The organism is Pseudomonas bharatica CSV86 (assembly GCF_000319305.2).
Taxonomy (GTDB): Bacteria; Pseudomonadota; Gammaproteobacteria; order Pseudomonadales; family Pseudomonadaceae; genus Aquipseudomonas; species Aquipseudomonas bharatica.
Genome location: NZ_AMWJ02000002.1, coordinates 1,631,557 through 1,653,720, shown reverse-complemented (window position 1 = coordinate 1,653,720; position 22,164 = coordinate 1,631,557). Strand labels below are relative to the sequence as shown.

Genomic DNA, 22,164 nt, shown 5'->3' with positions numbered 1-22,164 from the left:
ACAGCACAAGTCTCAAGGTCTGTGCTGAACCTGTGGGAGCTGGCTTGCCAGCGATAGGGCCCTGGAGAGCCCCGCATCACTTTCAGGCTGAAGTTTCTTCTGCCTCTTCCCGCACCACCGCCTTCTCCACATCCCGCCGGCTGATGTATTTCCAGTCCGCCTCGTCGATGTAGATGCCGTTCGGGCCGCTACCCCCTTCCAGGTCGATCGCCACCCGCGCCGATACCTGCGGCTTCACGCTCGCCAGGATCGGTACGAAGCCCAGTTGCAGGCTGGTTTCCAGCAATGCGGCCTGGTTGCGTTCGTCGATGTCCGCCGCTTCGTCGAGGTAGTAGGGCAGGCGCACGCGGCCGGCGAGGTCGCGGTCCATCAGGTGCAGCAACAGGTACATGTTGGTCAGCGCCTTGATGGTCATGGTGGTGCCGTTGGACGCCGCGCCATCGATATCGGTGTGGATCACCGGCTGGCCATTGACCTTGGTGATCTCGAAGGCCAGTTCGAACAGGTCCTTGAGGCCCAGCTGGTTGTGGTTCGCCGCTACGAGGCGGGCCAGGTACTCCTTGGCTTCCTCGTTCTTGTTGTCCTGCTCGGCGCTCTGGCTCAGGTCGAACACCGACAGGGTCTCGCCTTCCTCGTACTGGCCGGCGCTGTGGATGATCTGGTCGATGTGCTTGAGCGCTTCCTTGTTCGGCGCGAGGACGATGCGGAAGCTTTCCAGGTTGGACACCTGGCGCCGGTTGATCTCGCGGTTGAACAGGGCCAACTGGTGTTCGAGGCTGTCGTAGTCGCTGCGGATGTTGCGCAGGGTGCGAGCGATATCGGTGACTGCCGCGCGACGCGCCTTGCCCAGGGTCAGGGCTTCGTCGGTACGGTGCGCGTAGGCGTTGATCAGCAGCTGCAGGCGGCGCTCCATGTCGTCTTCGCTGTCGAACTTGGCCACGCCCTTGAGGCGCACCTGCGCGTACAGGGCTTCGATCTGGTTGTCGATGCGCAGCAGGCCCTGCCAGCTGTCCTGGTAGTCATTGAGCAGCGGCAGCAGGTTGTCCATGGAGTCGTCCACCGGCTCCATGAACGGCGTGCCGAATGGCAGGTCCGCCGGCAACAATTGGCGGCGGCGCAGTGCGTCGTCGAGGGTGCGCTGCTTGGCTTCCATATCGGCGATCTGCCGGCCCACCAGCTGCAACTTGGCAGAGAGCTGCTGGACGCGCTCGGTGAAGGCATCGCTGGAACGCTTGAGCTCGTCCTGGGCGGCTTCCAGTTGCGCCAGCTGTTCCAGCTTGTCGCCTTCCTCGGCGCTCAGGGTCTGGCTGCGGCGGAAGTCCTCGAGGGCCTTCTGCGCATCCAGCACCTGCTGGTACAGGGCTTCGGTGCGGGTCTTGCTGGCGGCGCGGTCGGCGGCCACGGATTGCTGGGTCTTGAGCTGCTTGAGTTCTTTCTCCAGGCGCTCCTTCTGGTCGCGCAGGGCGGCGCGGTCGGCCAGGGCCTGCAGGGCCGGCGGCTCGATATGCGACAGGTCGACGGAGATCCCCGGCACTTCGAAGCGCTCGCCCTTGAAGCCGTCGAGCAGGGCTTCGAGGGTCTTGATCCAGACGTCGCTCTCGTCCAGCTCGATGCCGCGCTCGCCCAGCGGCAGGCTGAACAGCGCGCCGTTGAACAGGCGCATCAGGCGCTCGACATCCTGCTGCGAGAATTCCTCGCGCAGGCGGGCATAGCTGTTGTTGTCGGCGTGATCGAGTTGCTGCTTCACCGATTTCAGGCGTTTTTCCAGCTCGCGCAGGCGTTCGTCGAGGTCCTCGGCGCTGAACTGGCGGGATTGGGCCAGGGCACCGGCCAGCTCGTCGTGGGCGTCCTTGGCGGCCAGCAACTGCTGCTCCAGGACCTTGACGTCATCGACCAGGGCGAAACGGTTCTTCAGCACCGACAATTCGCCGAGCCAGCGCTGGATACCGCTGATCTCGCGCTCCAGGCGCATCAGCTCCTGGGTACCGTTGCGCTGGTCGTTCTGCAGGGCGTCCTGCTCGTTGCGGTAGTGCTCGGCCTGGATGACCAGCTCTTCCTTGCGCGCGCTGGAGTAGTCCTGCCAGGTGCCCAGCAGCGAGTCGAGCAGCGGCGACAGGCGATGCAGCTTGCCGCGCAGGATGTCGCGCTGGGCCACGCCGTTGGCCAGGGCTTCGACCAGCGGCCCGGCGGCGACCAGCGAGTTGTAGTCCTGCTCCATCCGCCGTACGTCGCGGAAGGCTTCGTCGCAGGCGGCGATGTAATCGACGCTGCCGGAGCGCAGGCTGTGCTCGAAGGCATCGAGGAACAGCTGCTTGAGCTTGGCCGCGGTGATCTCGCGCATGTGCAGCAGGTTGATGAACAGGGCGCGGAAGGTCTTCAGGCTCTGCTCGCTGGTGGAGCGCAGCGGGATCAGGGTCAGGTCCAGCGGGATCGAGGTGTGCCCGCCGACCAGCAGCCGGCGCAGTTCGTCAGGCTTGAGTTCGTAGGCCTTCAGGCCGTTGCGCTCGAGGTTGCTGAACAGTTCTTTCTGGCGCAGGCAGGTGTCGTTCTTCTGGTAGTGGCCCAGGTCCAGCTCGCCGGCATAGGCGAAGAACTGGTGGCCGAAGCCGCCGCCCGGGCCGCGCCCGACCACGCCGATCACATGCGGGCCGTGGGGCAGGTTGACTTCGCAGAGGATGTAGCTGGTGTCGCTGGCGAAGTAGAAGCGCCGCGACTGCTCCAGGCTGTACTTGCCGAAGCTCATGTCCGACATGCGCGCCAGGATCGGGAACTGCAGGGCGTTGATCGAGGCACTCTTGCCCAGGTTGTTGGCGCCATAGACCGACAGCGGATGCTCCAGCGGGAACAGGCCAAGGCTGTAGCCGGCGGTGTTGAGCAATGCGAAACGGCGGATGCCGTAGCGTTCCTGGCTCATGCGTCAATCTCCTGTTGCTCTTCGGCGATGGCCCGGGCCAGCGCTTCTTCTTCGCTTTCCTCGGCGAAGGGCGCGAGGTCCAGCGGGTCGTCGGTACGGTTGAGTTCTTCCGGGGTTTCCTCGACCACCAGCACCGGGGTCGGCAGCGGCAGGTTGCTGTGCAGGCTGGCGGCCAGGTCGCGGTCCTGCTGGACCGACAGGCAGACATCGAGGAAGCGGTGCATCGGCGGCAGGAAGCGGTAGATGCCGTTCTCCTCGAAGGCGAAGCCGAGCTGGGTCATGCGGCGCATGATCTTTTCTTCCAGCTCGTCCGGGGTCTGTACCTCGGCCTGGAGGAACAGGTCGCGGTACTTGTCGAGCATCGATGGCAGTTCGTCGCGGCCGAGGCTGCCGCCGTCGAGCACCGACATCGGGTCGCGGCCCTGGTCGGCGAGGTGCTCGACCAGGATGAAGGTGAACAGCGCCAGGCGTTGCGCGGTCTTGTTGACCTGGGCGGCAGCCTGCTCGGGGACGAAGTAGTAGAAGCCGCGGGTATCGCAGACCAGCTCGAAGCCCAGGGCCTTGAACAGGCCGCGGTACTGGTCCTGGAAGTTCGACAGCTGGGCGTACAGCTCGGGGTCGCGCCGGCTGATGTGGAAGCCCTTGAACAGCTCGCGGAAGATCGGTGCGAGCTGGGACAGTTCGGAAAGATCAAGATGCATGGGCAGGGCTCGCAGCAGGTTCGGGCGAAAGTTGGGGCGAGGTTTCGCGGCTGGAAGTCAGGGCGAAGGAGCGCAGGCTGACCAGGTGTTCGCGGGTGGTGTACTCGCGGCGCTCGAGGCGTTCGCGGGAGAAACGTTTTTCCCGCGAGAGTCGCGAGAACCAGTACAGCAATTCGTCGGTGGCGCCTTCCGGCTCCTGCTCCAGCAGCCAAACCATCAGGTCCGGCAAGGGCAGGGCGTCCTCGCAGCGCTCGAGCATTTCCTTGACCGTGCGCGGCGCACGCGGCGGCTCGCCCTTCTGGGTCTTGTGCGCCTTGGGGAACCGCGCAGGCTTGGGCTCGAAGCGGGCCAGGGCATAGACGTAGGCCTCGACCTGGCTGGCGCTGCCGAGGAAGGTGCTCTGCGGCCGGGTGAACAGCGGCATGGCAGCCTGCGGCACGGCGTCGATGCCCTTGCGCCGGATCACTGACAGGGCCAGCGCGGCGCCGCGGGTCACGGCGTTGTGCCGGCGCGCCTCTTCACGCAGGGGCAGGAGCAACTCGCGGGCGTGGCGCAGGGTCAGCTGGGCGCTGGTCTGCATTTCGAGGATGCGCGCGTGGGTGCGCAGGAGCATGTCGTCATCGACCAGGTGACCGAGCCGGGCCTGTTCGCCAAGCAGGCGCAGCAGCACCGTCTCGACCTTGCGCACGCCTTGCTCGAAGGCGCCGTCGGCGTTGACCAGCTGGATCATCGGCTCGACGTACTCGTCCCAGGTCGCCAGGACCTCGGCATAACGCTGGCGCAGGGGTATCTGCCGGTCGCTGGTCTTGGCCCGTTCGGCCACGGCGACCAGGGCCTGTTCGTCGTTGTCGAGCTTCTTCAGCACATCGCGCACGCGCATGTCGAGCAGGCGCAACTGGCGCGCCAGATCGTGGCCGTCGCGAATGTCGAAGGCGTCCTGGATATGCCCGGCCAGGCGCTCCAGGTGGCGCAGGTAGGCCTCGATCTCCAGGCACAGGCCGAGGCGGTGCTCGCGGCGCAGGTAGGCGAGGAAATCGTGGATCTGCGCGTTCAGCTCGAAGCGGTTGGGGCTTTTCGCCACCGGAACCAGGATGTCCAGGCGGATCCACACGTCGAGCAGGGCGGTGATGTCCTGCGGCGTGCTTTCCAGCTGCTGGGCGGCCAGTTGCTGGCGCAATTCGCCCAGGCTCAGGGTGCCGCCGTCAAAACGCTCCGACAAAGGTTCCAGCAGGTTCCAGTGTTCGGCCAGGGCGCGCAGGACGCGTTTGGGTTCGATCATTGGCGGGTCGACTCGCTGCCAAATAAAACGCCGGATTGTACTGCATTGAACCGCAATGGTTTCACCCTTGATCGATTCGGCGGTTGTCCGGCGGATTTGTGCGATCGACAGCGGCGCGACCAGCGCAACGGCGTTAGAATGTGCGCCCTGACTTATCCACAGATGGCCGAACTTCCTTGCTGACCGAGTCCCGCCGCCGCGCCTACCTCAACGCCATGCAAGTGGTGCACTGGCTGCCGCGTACCGAACTGCCGTTCGCCGCGCCGTCGCGGCCCGAGCTGTTGCTGCCGCTGGAGCCGGTGCCGGAAGCGCTGCCGGTGGAAATGCCGAGGCAGGCCGCACCGGCTGCCGTGCAGCCGACGGTGAAGCCAGCGGAACGGCCGAAGATCGAGATTCCGCGCCCGGGCGCCACGGCCAAGGCCGTCAGCAAACCGGTGGAAAGCGAGGAAGAGAAACCGGCCCCGGCCAAGGTGGTCGCAGCGCCGCCCCGCGTTTTTCCCTGCAACTGCTGCGCGCCGGCAATTGCCTGCTGCTGGTGGAACTGGCCACCGGGCAGCCGTTCCAGAGCCGCGATCCTTCCTACCTGTTGCTCAAGGACATGCTGCGCGCCGCCGGTCTGCCGGACAGCCCGCAGATCCTTGGCGAGCCGATCCGCTGGCCGCTGCTGGCCCGCGGCAGCCTCGACCAGGGCCCGGACGCCGCCCGCGACTTCGTCCACGGTTTCACCCAGGTGCAACTGGAGCGCGAGCCTGCGGCCTGCCTGTGGCTGGTCGGCCTGCCCGCCATCCGCCATGCCGGCGAGCGCGACGAGTCTGTGTATTACCAAGAATTTCCGGTCGAGGGCCTGGGCACCGCCTGGGCGCTGCCCGGTCTTGAAGTGTTGATGGACGAGCCGCAGCGCAAGGCGGACGTCTGGAAAGCCATGCGCCGGCTGATGGCGCGCTGGAAAACGAGCAATGAGTGACACCCTCAGCTTCCGCCGGATGACCGAGGCGGACCTGGATGCCGTACTGAAGATCGAATATGCCGCCTTCAGCCACCCGTGGACCCGCGGGATCTTCCTCGACGGCCTGAAGAGCTATGAAATCTGGCTGATGTTCGAAGGCGAGCAGCAGGTCGGGCACGGTGTGATCAACGTGATCATCGACGAAGCCCACCTGCTGAATATCACCGTGAAGCCCGAGAGCCAGGGCCGCGGCCTCGGCTTGCGCCTGCTCGAACACCTGATGGCGCGTGCCTATGAACTCAATGGCCGCGAATGCTTCCTCGAAGTGCGCGCCAGCAACCAGTCGGCCTATCGCCTGTACGAACGCTACGGTTTCAACGAAGTCGGGCGCCGCCGCGATTACTACCCGGCCCCGGGTGGGCGGGAAGATGCCCTGGTGATGGCCTGCACCCTGATCGACTAAGAACGGCAGCGCCCCTGCGCAGGTCGCTGCCTGTCATAACAGCGCATCAATCCATGAGGCCTTGATCATGCACGACCTGCAGGAACTGATCGACAACAACGCGCGCTGGGCCGACGGCATCAAGCAGAAGGACCCGGACTTCTTCGCCAAGCTGGCCCGCCAGCAGACCCCTGAATTCCTCTGGATCGGCTGCTCGGATGCACGGGTTCCGGCCAACGAGATCGTCGGCATGCTGCCGGGCGACCTGTTCGTCCATCGCAATGTGGCCAACGTGGTGCTGCACACCGACCTGAACTGCCTGTCGGTGATCCAGTACGCCGTGGATGTGCTCAAGGTCCGCCATATCCTGGTGACCGGTCACTATGGCTGCGGCGGCGTGCGGGCCTCGATGCAGGACCGTCAGTTCGGCCTGATCGACGGTTGGCTGCGCTCGATCCGCGACCTGTACTACGAGCACCGGGTGGAACTGGGCAAGCTGCCGACCGAAGAGGCGCGGGTAGACCGCCTGTGCGAGCTCAATGTCATCCAGCAGGTCGCCAACGTGGGGCATACCACCATCGTCCAGAATGCCTGGCATCGCGGCCAGGAACTGTCGGTGCATGGCTGCATCTATGGCATCCAGGATGGTCGCTGGAAAAGCCTGGACGTGACCATCAGCGGGCTGGATCAACTGCCGCCACAGTACCGGTTGCGCCCGCAGTAGTAAACTTCCGACCACTGTGGGAGCTGGCTTGCCAGCGATGAGGCCGGTACTGACAAAGATGTTGTCTGCCAGGGCCCAATCGCTGGCAAGCCAGCTCCCACAGGATTTTGTGTTGTTTCAGAGGGTATCGGCAGGTTTCTGCAACGCTCTCAACTCCCGCGTCACCGCCCCCGTATTGCACTTCGCACTGGCCTGCTCCGGCGTCATGTTGCGAATCGTCCGATAGAACAGTTCACAGGTCTGCTTCTTCGCCGTCACTTGCCACTTCTGCGTACAGGCATTGAGCGTCAGTTGCGGGTCGGCGCTTGGGTTACGCCCCATTCCGGCTTGCCAGCAGGCGGCGCTGAGGTCCTGGCCCATCATCTTCAGGCCCGCCGCATCGGCCTTGTCCTGGTCGCCGCCATTGTTGTCCTTGTCTGCCGCATACCAGATCGCGCTCGGGTGGTTGGAGCCCAGTACCGGTACCTTCTGTTCTGCATTCGGGCTGATGATGGCCAGCCCCAGCACCTTGAGGTCGGCGCCGTACTGCTGCTTGATCCAGCTGCGCACCGGCGCGCCGAAGGCCACCATCGGCAGCGACTGGCCTTTCGAGGTCAGGGTAACGTCCTTGACCATGCGCACCTGGTAGTCCTGGAAATAGCCGTAGGTGCCTTCAAGCGTCGAGCCCGCGCTGGCCGGTGCGGCGATCGGCGCGATATCGACGATGGTCTGGTAGGCCGGGGTCTGCTCGGCGGGGATGCCGTTGAAGGTCAGCAGGCTGGCCCAGCGGTCGGTGGTGTTGGAGCGCAGGTAGTCCTGGGCCTGGGTCAGCGAATAATCCGGCGGGAAGTGCAGCAGCTCGATGCTGCGGCGGTTTTCCAGGGCCATGCCCAGGGGCAGGAACAGGTACCAGTCGTACGCCCACTTGCCATCACTGTTGAGTTTTTTCGCACCGTTGTAGGCCAGTTCGCCGGCATCGAGCAGGGCGTCCAGGGGCTTGTGGTAGTCGCCGGGAACGCCGGCGATATCGGCGTAGTACCTGTCGTTGTCACGGCGGACCGTCACCGTCGCGGCCGGGTAGCCGTCGCGCTGTACGCTCTGCTTCAGGTAGTGCTCGACGGTCTGTTCCAGCGTCCAGTCGCGGAAACAGATCACGCTGCAATTGTTGGGGTAGGCGAACAGCCGGGTGACCCGGGCCTGGTCGCCCAATTCGATGCGGGCATCGGCGACGGACTGTCCGGCAATGCCGAGAGCGAGCAGGCCCAGGGCGATCGGTGCGATCTTCATGCTTAACTCCTTGTCAGATGGCTCCCTGCGCAGGGGAGGCTCGCCATACTGGAGGACATGCCATGGTCGTGGGAAGAGGGGGCTGGTGCTGGTCGCCCTGTTGATGCTTGGCGTCGTTCGTGCGGACGAGCGGGATCCATGGATGTTCGCCCAGTGGACCGGCGATCACGCCACCCGCGGCTTTCGCGAGATGCTGGTGGATGCGCGGCTGTATGGCGTGGTGCCGCTGTATCAGTTGCTGAGGTCGGCGAGTGACTGGCGCAAATGCCGGGGCCAGCCGTTCGCCGTGCCGCCGCAGGCGCAGTGGGCGGATGTACGCAGTACCTTGCGCTTGCTCGATCTATTGCAGGATGAGCGGGTTCTCGGGGCGTTCGAGGTGGTGTCCGGGTATCGGGATCCTGCGCTCAACCGCTGTGCCGGCGGTGCTGCAGGCAGTGCCCATATGCGCGCCTTCGCGGTGGATCTGTTGCTGGCGAACAACGGCGATGCACAGGCGCTGTGCCATTTCTGGCAACACTACGGCAAGGCCTGGAACATGGGACTGGGGCGGTATCCGACCGGCAGGATCCATATCGATACCGCCGGCTATCGCACTTGGGGAATGGAACCCGGTTGCAACTGACTTCACATAACCCAAGCCAGCTCTCATAGAAAAAACATAACTCTTTGTTTTACAAGGACCCTGTGGGAGCGGGTTTACCCGCGATTGCGGTAGCGAATTCACTACCGCAATCGCGGGTAAACCCGCTCCCACAGGGTACGCGTCGTGCTTTGGAACTGTTTTCTGCGCGACAGCGCAGCCTGAAAGGCTGGGCGGACTCCCGCAGGGTTATGTGTTGTGCTTGCTAGCGAGGCTTGGCCTGCTCCGTCACCCATTCGATGAAGCGCTGAACCTTCTCGGTCTCCGCCAGCACCTGCGGACACAACAGCACATACGCCGACCCATCCGGTACAAACCCATAAGGTGCCACCAACTGCCCGCTGGCCAGTTCATCGCCTACCATCAACCGCGATGCCATCGCCACTCCGAGCCCCGCTACCGCTGCCTGGATACACAGGTAGAAATGTTCGTAATCCGCCCGCTCGGTACCACGCCCGGTCTTCCTGTTCAGTCGCAGCCAGGTCGCCCATGCCCCGGCCGGGTGGCGCTATGCAGCAGGCGCTGACCGGCAAAGCCCCTGGCCGGCAACGCCAGGTTGGGGCTGGCCACCGGCCCGACCCACTCATCGCAGATCTTCTGCACATGCAGGCCGTCCTCCCACTGAAAATCATCCCGCCGCAGCGCCAGATCGACCCCGCTGCGGACGAAATCCACCGGCCCTCCGGCCGTCATCAGGTGCACCTGGATATCCGCATGGAGCGCCTGAAAATCCGCCAGCCGCGGGATCAGCCATTTCATCGCCAGGGTCGGTTCGCAGGACAGCACCAGCACGTTTTCCCGCGAGTGTTGCTGCAAGCGCGAAACCGTGCCTTCCAGTTGTTCGAAGATCGATTGGGTGGTGCCAAGCAAGGTGCGTCCGGCGGCTGTCAGGAAAATCGCGCGGTTGCGCCGCTCGAACAGTTCCACCCCGAGCGACGCCTCAAGCAGGCGCACCTGGCGGCTGACAGCACCATGGGTGACGTGCAGCAATTCGGCGGCACGGACGAAGCTTTCGGTGCGGGCGGCCATGTCGAAATAGCGGAAGGCGGTGAGAGCGGGCAGTTTCATATCGGTGAGGAAAACTAGCGGATTTGTCGCACTATAAATCGCTTTTTTCGGGCCAGTAAGGCTTTCGATAATGGCAAGCATCTAACCAATCTGCGTTATTTCATCGCTTATCGAAAACAGGGAAAGCCCGCGTGAACGAACTTATCGCCGTCGCTCTATTCACCGTGCTGGCCGTTATCAGCCCCGGCCCGGACTTCGCCATGGTCACCCGCGCCAGCTACGCCTTCGGCCGACGCAACGGACTGTTCGCCGCCCTGGGCATCGCCTGTGGCGTGCAGGTGCATGTGCTCTATACCGTGCTCGGCGTTTCCCTGCTGGTGCAGCATTCGCCTACGCTGTTCCTGGTGATGAAGGTGCTGGGTGCCGGATACCTGATCTACCTCGGCTACAGTTCGTTGACCAACACCAGTCGGCTGTCGCTGGAAGGGGAAGGCGGGCACAAGGCCAGAGGCGCTTTCCTCTCGGGGTTCCTCACCAACGCTCTCAACCCCAAGACACTGCTGTTCGTGGTCAGCGCCTACACCCAGGTGGTCGGGCCGGACAGCTCGCTGACCCGGCAATTCGCCTACGGGCTGTTCATGTCCCTGGCTCACTGGCTCTGGTTCAGCCTGGTCGCGCTGTGCTTTTCCAACGCATCGTTGCGGCGCCTGATGATCGACCGCCAGCGCCTGCTGGACCGGGTGATCGGTGTTGCCCTGCTCGGGCTCGGCGTGACGGTGCTGTTCGCCAGTGTGCGCTAGCGTGGCTGGTCGGGGCTCAGGTCGGCGGCCATTGCGGACGCAGCCTGCTCTGCGCCAACCGCAAACCACTCCGGCCACGAGCTACGCTGCCGTCCCTCTACCTCGACGCACGGAATCAACCGCTGCGTCAGCACCGCCGTCTGCCCCACCGACTTTGCCGTGCGGTACTTGATGCTGTGGATGCATTCGCGGTCGCCGAACTCGCAGCGGTTCAGCCGGGTGCCGCCGCAGGGGCCGTTGGCCAGGCCCTTGGGGCAGGTTTCCGGGCAGATATAGAGCGTGTCTTCGAGGCGGCAACTGCCACAGGTGTCGCAGCCCACCAGCGGGCGTTTCACGCCGCGTTCGAGGCGGTGCAGCCAGCGCTGTCCGGCCTGCGTAGACCACAGGGGCCGGCGCACCGTCCAGGCGAAAGCCCGGCTCAATAGCGTCGTGCGGTTGAACAGGGTCGAGTGGAGCGTGGAGAGCAGGTGATACCGAAGCTTTTCCTTCGGTGTAGCGCTCACCCTTGATTCCCCGGCTTTCCAATCCGACTCCGGCGGATTGAAGGTCACCGCGGGCACGCCCGGCAACTGCCAGCTTCGGGCCCAGGCCAGGGCCCACTCTTCATCGGTGCGGATCTTTTCCCGCCAGGCGTCCAGCGCCTGTTCGAGCGCCAGCAATTGCGCGATGTCATGCACGCCGGACAGGTTGATCCCGGCATAGCCCATCCGTTGCAGGCCGATGATCTGCAAGGCCAGGCGATCGACACTGCGAGCCTGGGCATGGACTTTCGAAACCGCCTCTTCCGCCGCCACCAGTGCCAGCATTGACGGCGATACCGTCACGCCTGCCACATGCTCGAGCATTTTCGCCCGGCCATGGGTCAGGCCCATGATGCAGGCGAGCATCGGGCGCGGCGTTGGCTGGCGCTGCATCCAGTGCATGGCATCGCGGTACCTGGCCATGTCGAAACCCAGTTGCAGGATCAGGAAGTCGGCACCGGCGGCCAGTTTTTTCTGGGCCTTGAAGTACTGCGCGCCGCCTTCTTCCTCGCAATACTTGAATGGATTGAGCGCGGCGCCGAGCAGCCAGTCCGGACGTGCCCGGCGGGCGATGCCGAGGGCCGCCACCGACTCCAGGTAGCGCACCGGTCGCTGGCCCGGTTCATGGCCGTGCAGGCGGTCGCCGGTGAGCAGCAGGAGCTGGTCGAGCCCCAGCCGGTCCATGCGCTCCAGTTGCGCCAGCAGGTCCTGGCGTTCGCGGTCCTTGCCGGAAAAATGCGGCATCACCGGCACGGGCGTGGAGAGGGCGGTGAAGGTATCCAGGGGCGACAGGTCGAGGTTGCTGCCTACCCGGTCGGCGATGCCGGCGAGCATCGGCCAGCCGCACAGGTGGCCGCGCTGCATCAGTTGCTCGAAGGCGGCGAAACGTTGTGGCTTGGGGACGAACTCCATCACGCAGACGAACTGACGGTCGCGGAGCGCCTGTTTCAACGAATTCATAAGCTGCGCCATGGGGTCAAGACATGACGGTGCATTGTGGGCCAGTGCATCGAGGGTCCCTTGTCCGGGAGCGCAGGAAAATGTCGTGAAAAAGACAGGGCGCGTCCCTGACAGGGAAAAGTCCGAACGACAGACACGAAGAAGCCCGCCTAGGCGGGCCTCTTCGTTTGCCATGGAATCCGTAGACTCTCTGGCGGGGTATGGTGGCTACACAGGGACTTGAACCCCGGACCCCAGCATTATGAATGCTATGCTCTAACCAACTGAGCTATGTAGCCAAGTGGCGCGCATTATTCGCTCGAAACGGGTATCTGTCAACACTCTTTTTCAAAAAATTTTACGCGCATTCAACCGCTTAGCCTGACTCACCGGCCGGGCGGCCTGCACAGGGCAGTTCCGCCAGGTTGCGCCGGATTTGCCCGCGAGGGCTTCGATCCAGTAACGTGGCGTTTTGCAATTGCCTGGTCGTTCGTCGAAGTCGCCTTCCATGCCCAACGCTTCCGTACCCGAGCCGCTCCCCGAGGAACAGGAAGTCCTTCGTCTGCGGGAAATCATCGCGCACAACTCCGACTGGCTCTGGGAAGTCGATAGCCAGGGCCGCTACACCTTCTGCTCCGAGCACAGCCGGCAGATGCTCGGTTACGCGCCGAGCGAGGTGCTGGGCAAGACACCCTTCGATTTCATGCCGGCCGAAGAGGCGGCGCGGGTCGGTGCGATCTTCGCCGGCATCGTCGCCGAGCAGCGGCCGTTCGCCGGGTTGATCAATCGCAACCTGCGTGCCGATGGCCGTCTTGTAGTGCTGGAGACCAGCGGGGTTCCGCTGTTCGATGAGCGGGGCAGCTTGATCGGCTATCGCGGCATCGACCGCGACGTGACACCGGCCATCGGTCCCCTGGACCGTCGCGAAGTGCAACTCGAAGCCTTGTACGCCGCGGCCTCGGTGGCGCTTGGGCTGGTGGACCGGCAAGGGATACTGGTCAATGTCAACCATGCCCTGGGCCAGTTGCTCGGTGGTGATGCGACGCAACTGGTGGGGCAGCCCCTGCTGATGCCGCAGCTCGATCTGGCGCAGTGCCTGGCCGAGCTGGAACTCGGCCGGACCGTTGCCGATCGCGAACTGGACTGGCGCGAGCGCACCTATCTGCTGAGTATCGGCGCGGTCCGGGACCTGGACCAGCAGATCCTCGGCATGACCCTGGCCTTCAGCGACATCACCGAGCAACGCCTGATGCGCGAAGCCCTGGCACAAAGCAACGCGCAACTGGCCGAGGCCAATGCGCGCCTGCAGGCCCTGGCGAGCGAGGATTTCCTCACCGGATTGCCCAATCGCCGACGCTTCGACGAAGCGCTATTGCAGGAAAAGGCCCGCGCCCGCCGCGAAGGCCGGCCGCTGTCGCTGCTGATGGTGGACGTGGACCACTTCAAGGTGTTCAACGATCACTATGGGCACCAGGCTGGAGACGAATGCCTGCGGCGTATCGCCGTGCTCCTGGGCCAGTCCTTGCAAAGGCCGGGCGACCAGGTCTGCCGCTACGGCGGCGAAGAATTCGCGGTGATCCTGCCGGACACTGACGTCCATGGCGCTCGCAGCGTTGCCCGGGATCTTTGTCGGGAGGTCTTCGATGCCCATCTGGAACATCTGGCGAGTCCGCTGCAGCGGGTGACCCTCAGCATCGGCAGTGCCAGCCACGACCCTGACCGCCCCGATAACAGCGTCGCCCTCGGTGCCTTGTTGCGCGTGGCCGACCTTGCGCTGTACCGGGCCAAGCAGGGCGGACGCAACCGGCTGGTGCAGGGCGGGCAGGAAGAGCCCGCTGCGCCTCACTGAGTCATAGGTACCGGGCAGCCCACGTTGGAAGGTACCAGCAACTCGCTGGCCAGTGGCGAGCGGGAAATGCTCAGGAAGGCGTCCACTCCCAAGTGCACCCAGGCAACCGTCGTTGGCCGCACCCACAGCAGGCAAGAGCCGCTACGGGCATTGAAGCGGTCGCCCAGGGTGCCTTCGAGCATCAGGCGGCCATCGGCCTCAAGCTCCAGCGACAAATGGGTCACATCGCGGGCAACATCAGCAGCGATACGCTGGATACCGGCGTCGCCGAAGGTTTCGTCCAGTGCGCCATTCTTCAGATGGCGAGCCAGCATGAAGGCCTCGGCGTCCCGGTCGATGCCGGCCATGAGGATCTTGCCGTCGGGCAGCCGCACCGACTGTTCCCAGTGCGTGTTGGACGGCAGCGGCAGGAAATCGGCGGAAGCGAACGCGGCTTGGTTGTTGTTTTGGGTTGCCATGGTCGGGCCTGCGGAGCTTGGGTACGGAGTCTGTTTTTTAAGCCTTGGAATGATGGCCGTCTACTGACAGAAATATCAGGTAGGCCTGCCCGCTTGTCCTTCAGCCAAGGTAACGTGCTACGAAGTAAGCGGTTCCATTCGGGTTCAGGCGGCTTGCTCCGCTGGCCAGGATCTTGCCGTCACGCTGGATTTCCACCTGGTAGCATTCATCCACTCCACCCAGGTTGGTCATTACCTGGCCATTGTTGCCGAAGCCGTTGTCCAGCTCGCCGTTGGCCAGGAAGCGCATCAGCACAACGTTGTAGGTTTCCAGGCTGCCCAACGAGTGACCACCCGTTACGATCTTGCCGTCGCCTTGCAGTGCACAGGCCAGGCTGATGGTTTCGTACCCCGGAAACGCCGTAAGCCTTGGATTGCCATTGTTGAAGCTTTCATCCCGACTGCCATGGGGATTAAGGCGCGTGGTCAAGGTGTACAGGTCGGCGCCATAGTCGCCTGAGCCCGCAGCCAGCAGTTTTCCATCGGCTTGTCGCACCAGGCTCTGGATATCCACATGGCCGTCGGCCAGGGTCAGGCTTGCCATGCCATCGTCGCCGAATGCCGGATCTGGGCGTCCATCGGCGAGGAATTGCAGGAGCAGCACTTTTACGTAGTCGAAGTCCGTTGGGGCGACCAGCATCACGCCATCGTTCGGCAGCACGATCACGCTGCTCACCAGGTCTTCGCCGACATGGATCAGCCCCGAACCGTTGTCGCCGAACGACGGGTCCAGATGCCCGTTGTCCAGACGCGCCAGATAGATCCACGGGGAGGGAGAGCCAGGCCTCTGGGCCAGCAAGGCAAGAATAATCCTGCCATCGCTCAGAACACCTCCGCCGGCGATGTTGGTAGTCCCGCCGCCCAGGTTGAGGACGCAGTACCCGGCAACGCCAAAGCTGGTGTCCAGGTCACCATTGGGTGTTACCCGCAGGACGAGCGCGTCGTTCTGTACGACATTGCCAACGCCGCAATGGACCAAGGCGCTGCCGTCGGGCAGCAGCCAAAGCCCTTTGGGCAGGAGGTCTCGCGCAAAAGGCGGAGTGATGTACGCGATGCCCTGCTCGGCGTACGAGGTGTCGAGCAGGCCGGTAGTCAGGTGGCGAACCAGCACGAGGGTCTGGCCGTCCCTGCGCGAGCCGGCGGTCAGGATCCTGCCGTCCTGCAGCAATCTCGACTGGCCAAAGTCAAGGTGCTCGGGGAAGGGCATGAAGCCGTTCTGGCCGAAATCGATGTCGAGGTCTCCGGGATTTTTGCCGCTGTGTTGATTCGCCATGATCGTTCCTTGTTCTGGAGTAGGGGCTTGTTTACAGGGTGCCGGGAAGAAATGACCGGCGACCTCGCTCCGTCAGCCCAGATACCGGGCAAGGAACATCGTCTTGTTCGGCGTTTCCCGGTTGCGCTGTCCGGAAGCCAGGATCTTGCCGTCGTCCTGCAGCTCCACGACTTCGCAAATCTCCTGCCCGCCGAGGTTGCTGACTACCTGGCCGCGGATACCGAAGTCCATGTCGAGGTTGCCGTTGGCTTCCATGCGCATCAGGATCACGTCGCGCGGATCGTAGGTATGGCCGGCTACCAGGAGTTTGTCGTCAGGCAGAAGGGCAACGCAGGTAGCAAGGGTTTCGTATCCCTGAAACACCATGATCTTCGGTTCGCCGTTGTTGAACGTGCTGTCCAGGCTGCCATCGGTGTTCAGGCGGGCGACCAGTGTATGTGCGCCCAGACCAACACTTGCACCGCCGACGCCGACGATCTTGCCGTCCGCGCGCACCTTGACCTGGAAGATTTCCGCCTCGCCGGGCGGAAGCGGGAGGGCGACTTCGCCGTTTTGTCCGAAACCGAGATCGGGGCTGCCGTCGGGGTGGTATTGGCGAAACACGGCCTTGCTGAAGTCATCGGAGTGACCGGCTAGCAGGTAGCCGCCGTTGGCGGTCACTGCCAGCCTGCGCAGTGGGGTGTCGCTGGCCTCTACGTAGCCCAGTCCGTTGTCTCCGAAGCCAGGGTCCAGAATCCCGTTATTCAGCATGACCAAATAAGTGCCATAGAACGGCGGGTTGTTCCGTTGCGAAATCACGCAGGCGATAGCCTTGCCGTTATCCAGCGGCTCCAGGGCCGTGATGAGGTTGCTGACGTCGCCAAGGCCGAAGATGCAGAAGCCGTTCACGCCGAAGCTGCGGTCCAGTTCTCCACTGGGTAACAGCTTGCAGACGAAGGTGTTGTGGTCGCCCAGCCGGCCCAGCGCGCCATAGACCAGGACGCTGTCGTCGGCCAGCACACGCAGTTGCAGCAGCTCGAACATATCCCATTCCTGCAGGCGGATCCGGACTACGCCTTCATCACCGAACGACGTATCGGGCGCACCGTCCTGCAGGTGGCGCAGCACGATGAGGAGGTCGGCTTCGAGGCCATTGCAGACGCTGAGGATCTTGCCGTCGCTAAGTCGCTTCGACTGGCCAGTGCGGGTGTCGAGTGGGAAGAAGAGCTGGCCCAGGGTGCCGAAATGGAGGTCCAGATCCCCAGGTTTGCGGGTGTCTTGGGTGGCGTTCATGAGAGGTTCCTTTGCGGAGTTGGATAGAAATCCAGTTTCTACGCCCAGGCTTCGCTTTCATCTACTGACAGAAATATCAGGTCTGCCGGCCCTTGCCTTGTTGCAACCGGGCAAGGGCCGGCGTTACAGACGAGTCAGCCGAGATAGCGGGCAAGGAACAAGTGGTTGAATGGCAAGTCGGTGATACGTCTACCGGATGCCAGGATCTTGCCATCGTCCTGGACCTCCACGCCCTCGCGGGTTTCCTGCCCACCCAGATCGCTTATGACCTGGCCGTTGATACCGAAGCTCATGTCCATCATGCCGTTGGGTTCCATGCGCATCAGAATCACGTCGATCGGGTAGGTGGTGTAGCCTGCTGTCACGATCTTGCCGTCGGGCAGAAAATCGACGCCGGTACTCTGTGTTTCGTGGCCCTGGAAGACCATGATCTTCGGTTCGCCGTTGTTGAACGTGCTGTCCAGACTGCCGTCGGGATTCAGCCGGGTGGTCAGCGTGTGATTGCCGAAGCCGACGTTGGCCATGCCGACCCCGACGATCCTGCCGTCCGTTTGCACTTTCACCTGAAGGATTTCCGCCTGGCCCGGGGGAAGGGGCAAAAGTACCTGGCCGTTTTCACCAAAGGCGAGATCAGGGCTGCCATCGGCGTGATACTGGCGGAACTCGGCCTTGCCGAGGTCATCGTAACGGCCGGCCAGCAGGTAGCCGCCATCTGCGGACACTGCCAGATGGCGCAGTGGATGGTTGCTGGCCTCGACGTAGCCCATGCCGTTATCGCCGAAGGTGGTGTCCACGACCCCGTTATCCAGCCGTACCAGGTAGCTGCCGTGAAATGCGGGTGCAGTGGTTCTGTGCGAGATCACGCACGCCATGATCTTGCCGTCGTCCAGCAACTCCAGCGCGGTGATGATGGCGCTTTGGTCGCCAAAATCGAGGATGCAGAAGCCGTCCACGCCAAATGCGCTGTCCAGTTCTCCGTTGGGTAATACCCGGAACACGAACGACTTCTCCTTATCCATGGTCCTTAATGCGCCATACACAAGGGCGCTATCGTCGGGCAGTACCAGGAGCTCGACCAGATTGGCCGTGTTCGGGGCCGGACCCTCCGGTAGCTGGATGTGGACAAGGCCCGATGGGCCGTATGAAACATCAAGGTCGCCGGTCCACAGATGGCGCGCCATGGTGATCATCGGGGTCACGGTGTCGGAGCAGGCGCTAAGAATCCTGCGGTCACCGAGGAGTTTCGATTTGCCGCTGCGCATGGCTGGCGGAAAGGGGGCCCTGCCCGAAAATCCGAAATCGACATCGAGATCGCCTGGGTTTCTGGTGGTTTGGGGAGCGTTCATCAGCAGTTCTCGTAGAGATGGGTTGAGATCAATTTTCTACGCCCGCAAGCCAACACCATCTACTGGCAGAAATATCAGGTCCTCCGAAGTTGCCGGTGTGGGGCGAGGGCGATTGACGGGCGTGTCAGCCATGGCCTAGAGTGCCGACCCTCTTTTCCGTCCTTGCTGTTGCCGAACATGAACGCCGTTGTCCGTCCTTTCACTGCCAGGCTGCCCCTTTTCCGGGCCCTTCGCCGTGCCTGGCCGCAGGACACCGTGCTCAAGCGCCGGCGCAGCGTGCTGTTCGCCTTCACCTTCTCGCCACACCGCCTATTCGCCTGACCTCTGCGGGCCTTTCGGGCTCGTTCGTCTTCTTTCGATTTCAGCGTCTGTGCGCCCACGCGCAAGGCTTCGAGCCTGCGCGTCGGCGGTGGTGGAGTGAGTTGTGAACAAGCGTTTTCTCGTGGGTGTGCTGTTCGTCGTTTCCGTGGTCGGTTTCTCGCTGGGGGCGACCTTGCCGCTGGTGTCCCTGCGTTTGCTCCAGGCCGGTGCCAGCAGTCTGCAGATCGGCATTCTTTCGGCGATGCCGGCTGCCGGCATGATGCTCTCGGCGTTTCTCGTCGATGCCTGCTGCAGGCACCTGACCCGGCGCACTATCTACCTGCTCAGTTTCAGTGTCTGTGCCCTTAGCGTCGGCCTGATCGAGTGGGCGTTTTCCTCGATCTACCTGTTGGCCGGGCTGCGCCTGGCGCTGGGCCTGGGCATGGGCATGGCGATCATCCTGGGCGAGTCCTGGGTCAATGAACTGAGCGAAGAACACAACCGCGGCAAGATCATGGCCCTGTACGCCACCGCTTTCACCGGCTGCCAGATGCTCGGCCCGGCCATGCTCTCGCTGCTCGGGGCCGAGGGGCCGTGGCTGGTGCTGATGGTGTCGGTGGGCTATGCGCTGGCGCTGGCCTGCATCGTCTGGACGGTGCCCAACGACCATGTCGAACATGGAGAGGACGGCGAAAAGAGTTTCTCCCTGGCCGGCTTCTTTCGCGTCGCCCCGGCGCTGTGCATGGGCGTGCTGTTCTTCTCCTTCTTCGACGCGGTGATCCTCTCGCTGCTGCCGGTCTACGCCACCCACCACGCCTACGCGGTCGGCGTCGCGGCGCTGATGGTGACGGTGATCCTCACCGGCGACATGCTGTTCCAGTTGCCCATCGGCTGGCTCGCCGACCGCTGCGAGCGAACCACGGTGCACCTGGTGTGTGGCGTGCTGGCGATGCTGATCGGCCTGGCCCTGCCGTGGCTGATCCAGGTGCAATGGCTGCTCTGGCCGGCGCTGGTGCTGCTCGGGGCGGTGGCGGGTGGGGTTTATACGTTGGCGCTGGTGCTGATCGGGCAGCAATTCAAGGGGCAGGACCTGGTCACGGCCAATGCCAGTGTCGGCTTGTTGTGGGGCGTGGGCAGCCTGGTCGGGCCGCTGGTCAGTGGCGCGGCGATGGACGTGGCGCCGGAAGGGCTGCCGATGGCGCTGGCGGTGATGGCGGCGTTGTTCGTGTGCTTTGCGCAGTCGGCGAGCAGGAGGGTTTGGCGGGTTTCGGCGGTGGAGTGAGCCGCTGGACGGCGGGATCAGCGGCTGTCTTGCCCTAATGTTTCCACTGATCGTCTATCTGCTTGAGGAGCTCCGCTTGTTCGACCGTGGTAAGAGAATCCAGACCCTGAATGTCCTTTAACGTGCTTGTGTTGGTACTTTCACGGATAGATATGTTGGCCTCTGCGGAGGCCACATTCCTCAGTGCGCGTTCGGCTGTCTGAAGGTCGGGGGCAGTCAAGGTCCCGTTATTTATGACGGTTCCGCTCTTTGTGGTTATTTCATAGATAAACTCCGGCATTTTCTATCTCCTGGCATTCGTATCATTTGTTTACTGACCTGCTGTACGCGTCGTAAGCACAAGCTGGCCGGTTTTCCATAATGAATGCCTGATAAGAGTTGTCTACTGGCATAAATAACAGGTTGCCTGTTGGGAGTTAAGCGTGGGCATTACCAGGCAGAGATCGACCTGGTCGCTCGTAGGATGTTGCATAAAGCCACGAAAAACCGGACATTTCCGTCCTCTGTGTAGGTAATTTCCCAAGTGTACTTCCGCGCCTGATTGACCGTTGCGCTCTTGGAGATCAGTGCCTAGTCTTGAGCGGTCGTTGCGCAAGTGACGATGGGCTTTGACAGGCCCTGTGGATCTAAGACGCTGGTTGTCCTTATGGCGGCTGTGCGTGTGGGCACCTTTTGGTGCGCCGGGTTCTTAGTCCCTGGTCTGTCAGCCCGCGCACAGTTGCCATCCTCGTGTGACGGCTACTGCACGATTCATCGCTTACCAGCGGTCAGCAGATGCTGATCGGTGGATTGATCCAGGTGGAAAAGCGGGTAACGTCCAATGCCGGTTGTTACAAACCAAGTTTCAACGCCGGACCGTCTCCATGCCAGTGAGGTCCGTGACATGGACGAACGTGTCGTCGAAGCTGGCGAAGATATGGGCAACGCCGAAGACCATTTCTGATCTGCTCCATTCTTTCAAAGTGACTTCCAATTCCTGGGCGAACAAAGACTCGCTTCGCGTTTGGGCGTCTTTCTCATCGACGGCCGATTTGGTTTTGAAGCGTCGATTCCCGTTTTTTGCGGCGCGTTTGGAGTTACGCATTTCCAATCTCCGTGATGGGGACGTTGTCGGTACTGCTTTGGATGAGCGATCAGGTTCCTATCTTGGGCGCATGCAGCCTGCTGTCTACTGGCAGAAATATCAGGTCGGTCGTTCGGCGGCGCGTTGGGGATTGTCTGGCGAACGCCGCCCTGTTTGAACGAAAGGTGTCGTATTCAGCTACGAAAAGCCGGACATTTCCGTCTTTTGTGTAGGCAATTTCCCAAGCATACTTCCGCGCCTGATTGTCCGTTGCGCTCTTGGAGATCAGTGCCTAGTCTTCGGCGGTCGTTGCAAAAGTGACGACCGGCTTTGACAGGCCGAGGAATACTTCAGTTGACGCAAACGGTCGTTATGGCGGCTGTGCGTGTGGGCACCTGCGGGTGCGCCGGGTTAATTCTCCTGAAGTCCCTGGTCTGTCAACCCACGCACAGTTGCCACCCTCTCGTTTGACAGCGAGCCGATGGCAGCCCCGATGACTTCAGGAGATGCCCATGAAAAGCTCGTCCCCGATCCACCCCGGTCCTCTGCATCCGCGAAGGGCTGTCCCTCGACGAGGCGCTGTACCTCGCTCGCCAGCATTTGACCAGAGCCATCGATAACGCCCGCGAGGCAGCGGAAGACGCGCCGCTCAAGCAGGAAACCCTGATTGGCGATTCCGTGTTGCAGATAAGGATTGCGCAGGCCTTGCTGAACGTGTGCGTAAACCACCGGGCGGTGGTGGTCTGATCCCAAGATCAAACGCATCATCATTGATTGGCGCAAAACCCTGTAGGAGCAGGCAAGCCAGCTCCTACGCGATTCATCGCTTACCGGCTGCTGCCCTATAGATGCTGATCGGTGATTGATCCAAGTGCAGGCGGCCACTACAGATTTCGGGAAGTCGTGGGGCGTGGGCAGCCTGATCGGGCCGCTGGTCAGTGGCGCGGCGATGGACGTGGCGCCGGAAGGGTTACCGATGGCACTGGCGGTGATGGCGGCGTTGTTCGTGTGCTTTGCGCAGTCGGCTAGCCGGAGGGTTTGGCGGGTGTCGGCGGCGGAGTGAGCCGCTGGACGGCGGGATCAGCGGCTAGGCGTGGGAGGA

The 22,164-nt window shown here is 63.0% G+C and carries 20 protein-coding genes, 1 tRNA gene and 3 pseudogenes; 10 read left to right on the top strand and 14 right to left on the bottom strand.

Features of this window, described 5'->3' with window-relative positions; genetic code table 11:
• Positions 1 to 82: 82 nt before the first annotated feature.
• The 3 genes from mksF to mksB are packed head-to-tail and all read right to left on the bottom strand — an operon-like array spanning position 83 to position 4,894.
• The gene (mksF, locus tag CSV86_RS21485) at positions 83 to 2,914 is read right to left on the bottom strand and encodes an Mks condensin complex protein MksF (protein ID WP_009398995.1); all 2,832 of its coding nucleotides are present in this window, start codon (positions 2,912 to 2,914) and stop codon (positions 83 to 85) included.
• Positions 2,911 to 3,615, bottom strand: coding sequence for an Mks condensin complex protein MksE (gene mksE / locus CSV86_RS21480; protein WP_009398996.1), 705 nt, complete (start codon positions 3,613 to 3,615; stop codon positions 2,911 to 2,913). Before mksE ends, mksF begins: the two co-directional genes overlap by 4 nt.
• The gene (gene mksB / locus CSV86_RS21475; RefSeq protein ID WP_009398997.1) at positions 3,605 to 4,894 is read right to left on the bottom strand and encodes an Mks condensin complex protein MksB; all 1,290 of its coding nucleotides are present in this window, start codon (positions 4,892 to 4,894) and stop codon (positions 3,605 to 3,607) included. The genes mksE and mksB overlap by 11 nt, the downstream gene beginning before the upstream one ends.
• Before the next feature lie 176 nt (positions 4,895 to 5,070).
• Between mksB and CSV86_RS21470 the strand changes: the two are divergent.
• The 3 genes and pseudogenes from CSV86_RS21470 to can all read left to right on the top strand — a co-directional run bounded on the left by CSV86_RS21470 (position 5,071) and on the right by can (position 7,006).
• Positions 5,071 to 5,858, top strand: a pseudogene (locus CSV86_RS21470) (energy transducer TonB).
• Positions 5,851 to 6,303, top strand: a complete 453-nt coding sequence (gene rimI / locus CSV86_RS21465) for a ribosomal protein S18-alanine N-acetyltransferase (protein WP_009398999.1) — start codon at positions 5,851 to 5,853, stop codon at positions 6,301 to 6,303. Before CSV86_RS21470 ends, rimI begins: the two are co-directional and overlap by 8 nt.
• A gap of 67 nt (positions 6,304 to 6,370) precedes the next feature.
• On the top strand, positions 6,371 to 7,006 hold the full coding sequence (can, locus tag CSV86_RS21460; RefSeq protein ID WP_009399000.1) for a carbonate dehydratase: 636 nt from the start codon (positions 6,371 to 6,373) through the stop codon (positions 7,004 to 7,006).
• A 117-nt stretch (positions 7,007 to 7,123) separates the two neighbouring features.
• Here the strand turns inward: can and CSV86_RS21455 are convergent, their stop codons facing one another.
• Complete coding sequence (locus tag CSV86_RS21455) at positions 7,124 to 8,272, bottom strand: hypothetical protein (RefSeq protein ID WP_009399001.1); 1,149 nt, start codon at positions 8,270 to 8,272, stop codon at positions 7,124 to 7,126.
• A gap of 103 nt (positions 8,273 to 8,375) precedes the next feature.
• Here CSV86_RS21455 and CSV86_RS21450 point away from each other — a divergent pair, with 103 nt between their 5' ends.
• Positions 8,376 to 8,894 (top strand): D-Ala-D-Ala carboxypeptidase family metallohydrolase, encoded by a 519-nt coding sequence (locus tag CSV86_RS21450; RefSeq protein WP_205346435.1) that lies wholly within the window; start codon positions 8,376 to 8,378, stop codon positions 8,892 to 8,894.
• Positions 8,895 to 9,117: 223 nt separating this feature from the next.
• Here the strand turns inward: CSV86_RS21450 and CSV86_RS21445 are convergent.
• A pseudogene (locus CSV86_RS21445) lies at positions 9,118 to 9,980 on the bottom strand (LysR substrate-binding domain-containing protein).
• A 131-nt stretch (positions 9,981 to 10,111) separates the two neighbouring features.
• Between CSV86_RS21445 and CSV86_RS21440 the strand changes: the two are divergent.
• Positions 10,112 to 10,720, top strand: coding sequence for a LysE family translocator (locus CSV86_RS21440; protein ID WP_009406513.1), 609 nt, complete (start codon positions 10,112 to 10,114; stop codon positions 10,718 to 10,720).
• On the opposite strand, the gene CSV86_RS21435 is transcribed toward CSV86_RS21440, so the two are convergent.
• The 3 genes from CSV86_RS21435 to CSV86_RS21425 all read right to left on the bottom strand — a co-directional run bounded on the left by CSV86_RS21435 (position 10,717) and on the right by CSV86_RS21425 (position 12,690).
• Positions 10,717 to 12,201, bottom strand: a complete 1,485-nt coding sequence (locus CSV86_RS21435) for a methylenetetrahydrofolate reductase C-terminal domain-containing protein (protein WP_009406514.1) — start codon at positions 12,199 to 12,201, stop codon at positions 10,717 to 10,719. The two genes, CSV86_RS21440 and CSV86_RS21435, sit on opposite strands and share 4 nt — an antisense overlap.
• A 201-nt stretch (positions 12,202 to 12,402) precedes the next feature.
• Positions 12,403 to 12,479 (bottom strand) — tRNA-Met (locus CSV86_RS21430).
• A gap of 49 nt (positions 12,480 to 12,528) precedes the next feature.
• The gene (locus tag CSV86_RS21425; protein WP_158487742.1) at positions 12,529 to 12,690 is read right to left on the bottom strand and encodes a hypothetical protein; all 162 of its coding nucleotides are present in this window, start codon (positions 12,688 to 12,690) and stop codon (positions 12,529 to 12,531) included.
• On the opposite strand from CSV86_RS21425, the gene CSV86_RS21420 reads away from it, so the two are divergent.
• Positions 12,689 to 14,029, top strand: coding sequence for a sensor domain-containing diguanylate cyclase (locus CSV86_RS21420; protein WP_009406515.1), 1,341 nt, complete (start codon positions 12,689 to 12,691; stop codon positions 14,027 to 14,029). The genes CSV86_RS21425 and CSV86_RS21420 overlap by 2 nt on opposite strands.
• Here CSV86_RS21420 and CSV86_RS21415 read toward each other — a convergent pair.
• The 4 genes from CSV86_RS21415 to CSV86_RS21400 all read right to left on the bottom strand — a co-directional run bounded on the left by CSV86_RS21415 (position 14,023) and on the right by CSV86_RS21400 (position 18,417).
• Positions 14,023 to 14,487, bottom strand: coding sequence for an NHL repeat-containing protein (locus CSV86_RS21415; RefSeq protein ID WP_009406516.1), 465 nt, complete (start codon positions 14,485 to 14,487; stop codon positions 14,023 to 14,025). The genes CSV86_RS21420 and CSV86_RS21415 overlap by 7 nt on opposite strands.
• Positions 14,488 to 14,587: 100 nt before the next feature.
• Positions 14,588 to 15,799 (bottom strand): NHL repeat-containing protein, encoded by a 1,212-nt coding sequence (locus CSV86_RS21410; RefSeq protein ID WP_009406517.1) that lies wholly within the window; start codon positions 15,797 to 15,799, stop codon positions 14,588 to 14,590.
• A gap of 72 nt (positions 15,800 to 15,871) precedes the next feature.
• Complete coding sequence (locus CSV86_RS21405) at positions 15,872 to 17,071, bottom strand: NHL repeat-containing protein (RefSeq protein ID WP_009406518.1); 1,200 nt, start codon at positions 17,069 to 17,071, stop codon at positions 15,872 to 15,874.
• A 134-nt stretch (positions 17,072 to 17,205) separates the two neighbouring features.
• Complete coding sequence (locus CSV86_RS21400) at positions 17,206 to 18,417, bottom strand: NHL repeat-containing protein (RefSeq protein WP_080604808.1); 1,212 nt, start codon at positions 18,415 to 18,417, stop codon at positions 17,206 to 17,208.
• Positions 18,418 to 18,594: 177 nt separating this feature from the next.
• Between CSV86_RS21400 and CSV86_RS21395 the strand changes: the two genes are divergently transcribed.
• Both CSV86_RS21395 and CSV86_RS21390 read left to right on the top strand, forming a co-directional pair.
• The gene (locus CSV86_RS21395; protein ID WP_170394987.1) at positions 18,595 to 18,738 is read left to right on the top strand and encodes a hypothetical protein; all 144 of its coding nucleotides are present in this window, start codon (positions 18,595 to 18,597) and stop codon (positions 18,736 to 18,738) included.
• Positions 18,739 to 18,841: 103 nt separating this feature from the next.
• Positions 18,842 to 19,999 (top strand): MFS transporter, encoded by a 1,158-nt coding sequence (locus CSV86_RS21390; RefSeq protein ID WP_009406521.1) that lies wholly within the window; start codon positions 18,842 to 18,844, stop codon positions 19,997 to 19,999.
• A gap of 34 nt (positions 20,000 to 20,033) precedes the next feature.
• Here the strand turns inward: CSV86_RS21390 and CSV86_RS21385 are convergent, their stop codons facing one another.
• Together CSV86_RS21385 and rpsK are read right to left on the bottom strand one after the other, a co-directional pair.
• On the bottom strand, positions 20,034 to 20,279 hold the full coding sequence (locus CSV86_RS21385; RefSeq protein ID WP_009406522.1) for a hypothetical protein: 246 nt from the start codon (positions 20,277 to 20,279) through the stop codon (positions 20,034 to 20,036).
• Between the two features lie 564 nt (positions 20,280 to 20,843).
• A complete protein-coding gene (rpsK, locus tag CSV86_RS21380; protein ID WP_009406523.1) occupies positions 20,844 to 21,083 on the bottom strand; it encodes a 30S ribosomal protein S11 in 240 nt (79 codons plus the stop codon).
• Positions 21,084 to 21,662: 579 nt separating this feature from the next.
• Between rpsK and CSV86_RS21375 the strand changes: the two genes are divergently transcribed.
• Together CSV86_RS21375 and CSV86_RS21370 are read left to right on the top strand one after the other, a co-directional pair.
• Complete coding sequence (locus tag CSV86_RS21375) at positions 21,663 to 21,809, top strand: hypothetical protein (protein WP_170394984.1); 147 nt, start codon at positions 21,663 to 21,665, stop codon at positions 21,807 to 21,809.
• A 148-nt stretch (positions 21,810 to 21,957) separates the two neighbouring features.
• A pseudogene (locus CSV86_RS21370) lies at positions 21,958 to 22,125 on the top strand (MFS transporter); the annotation flags it as partial.
• Positions 22,126 to 22,164: the final 39 nt, after the last annotated feature.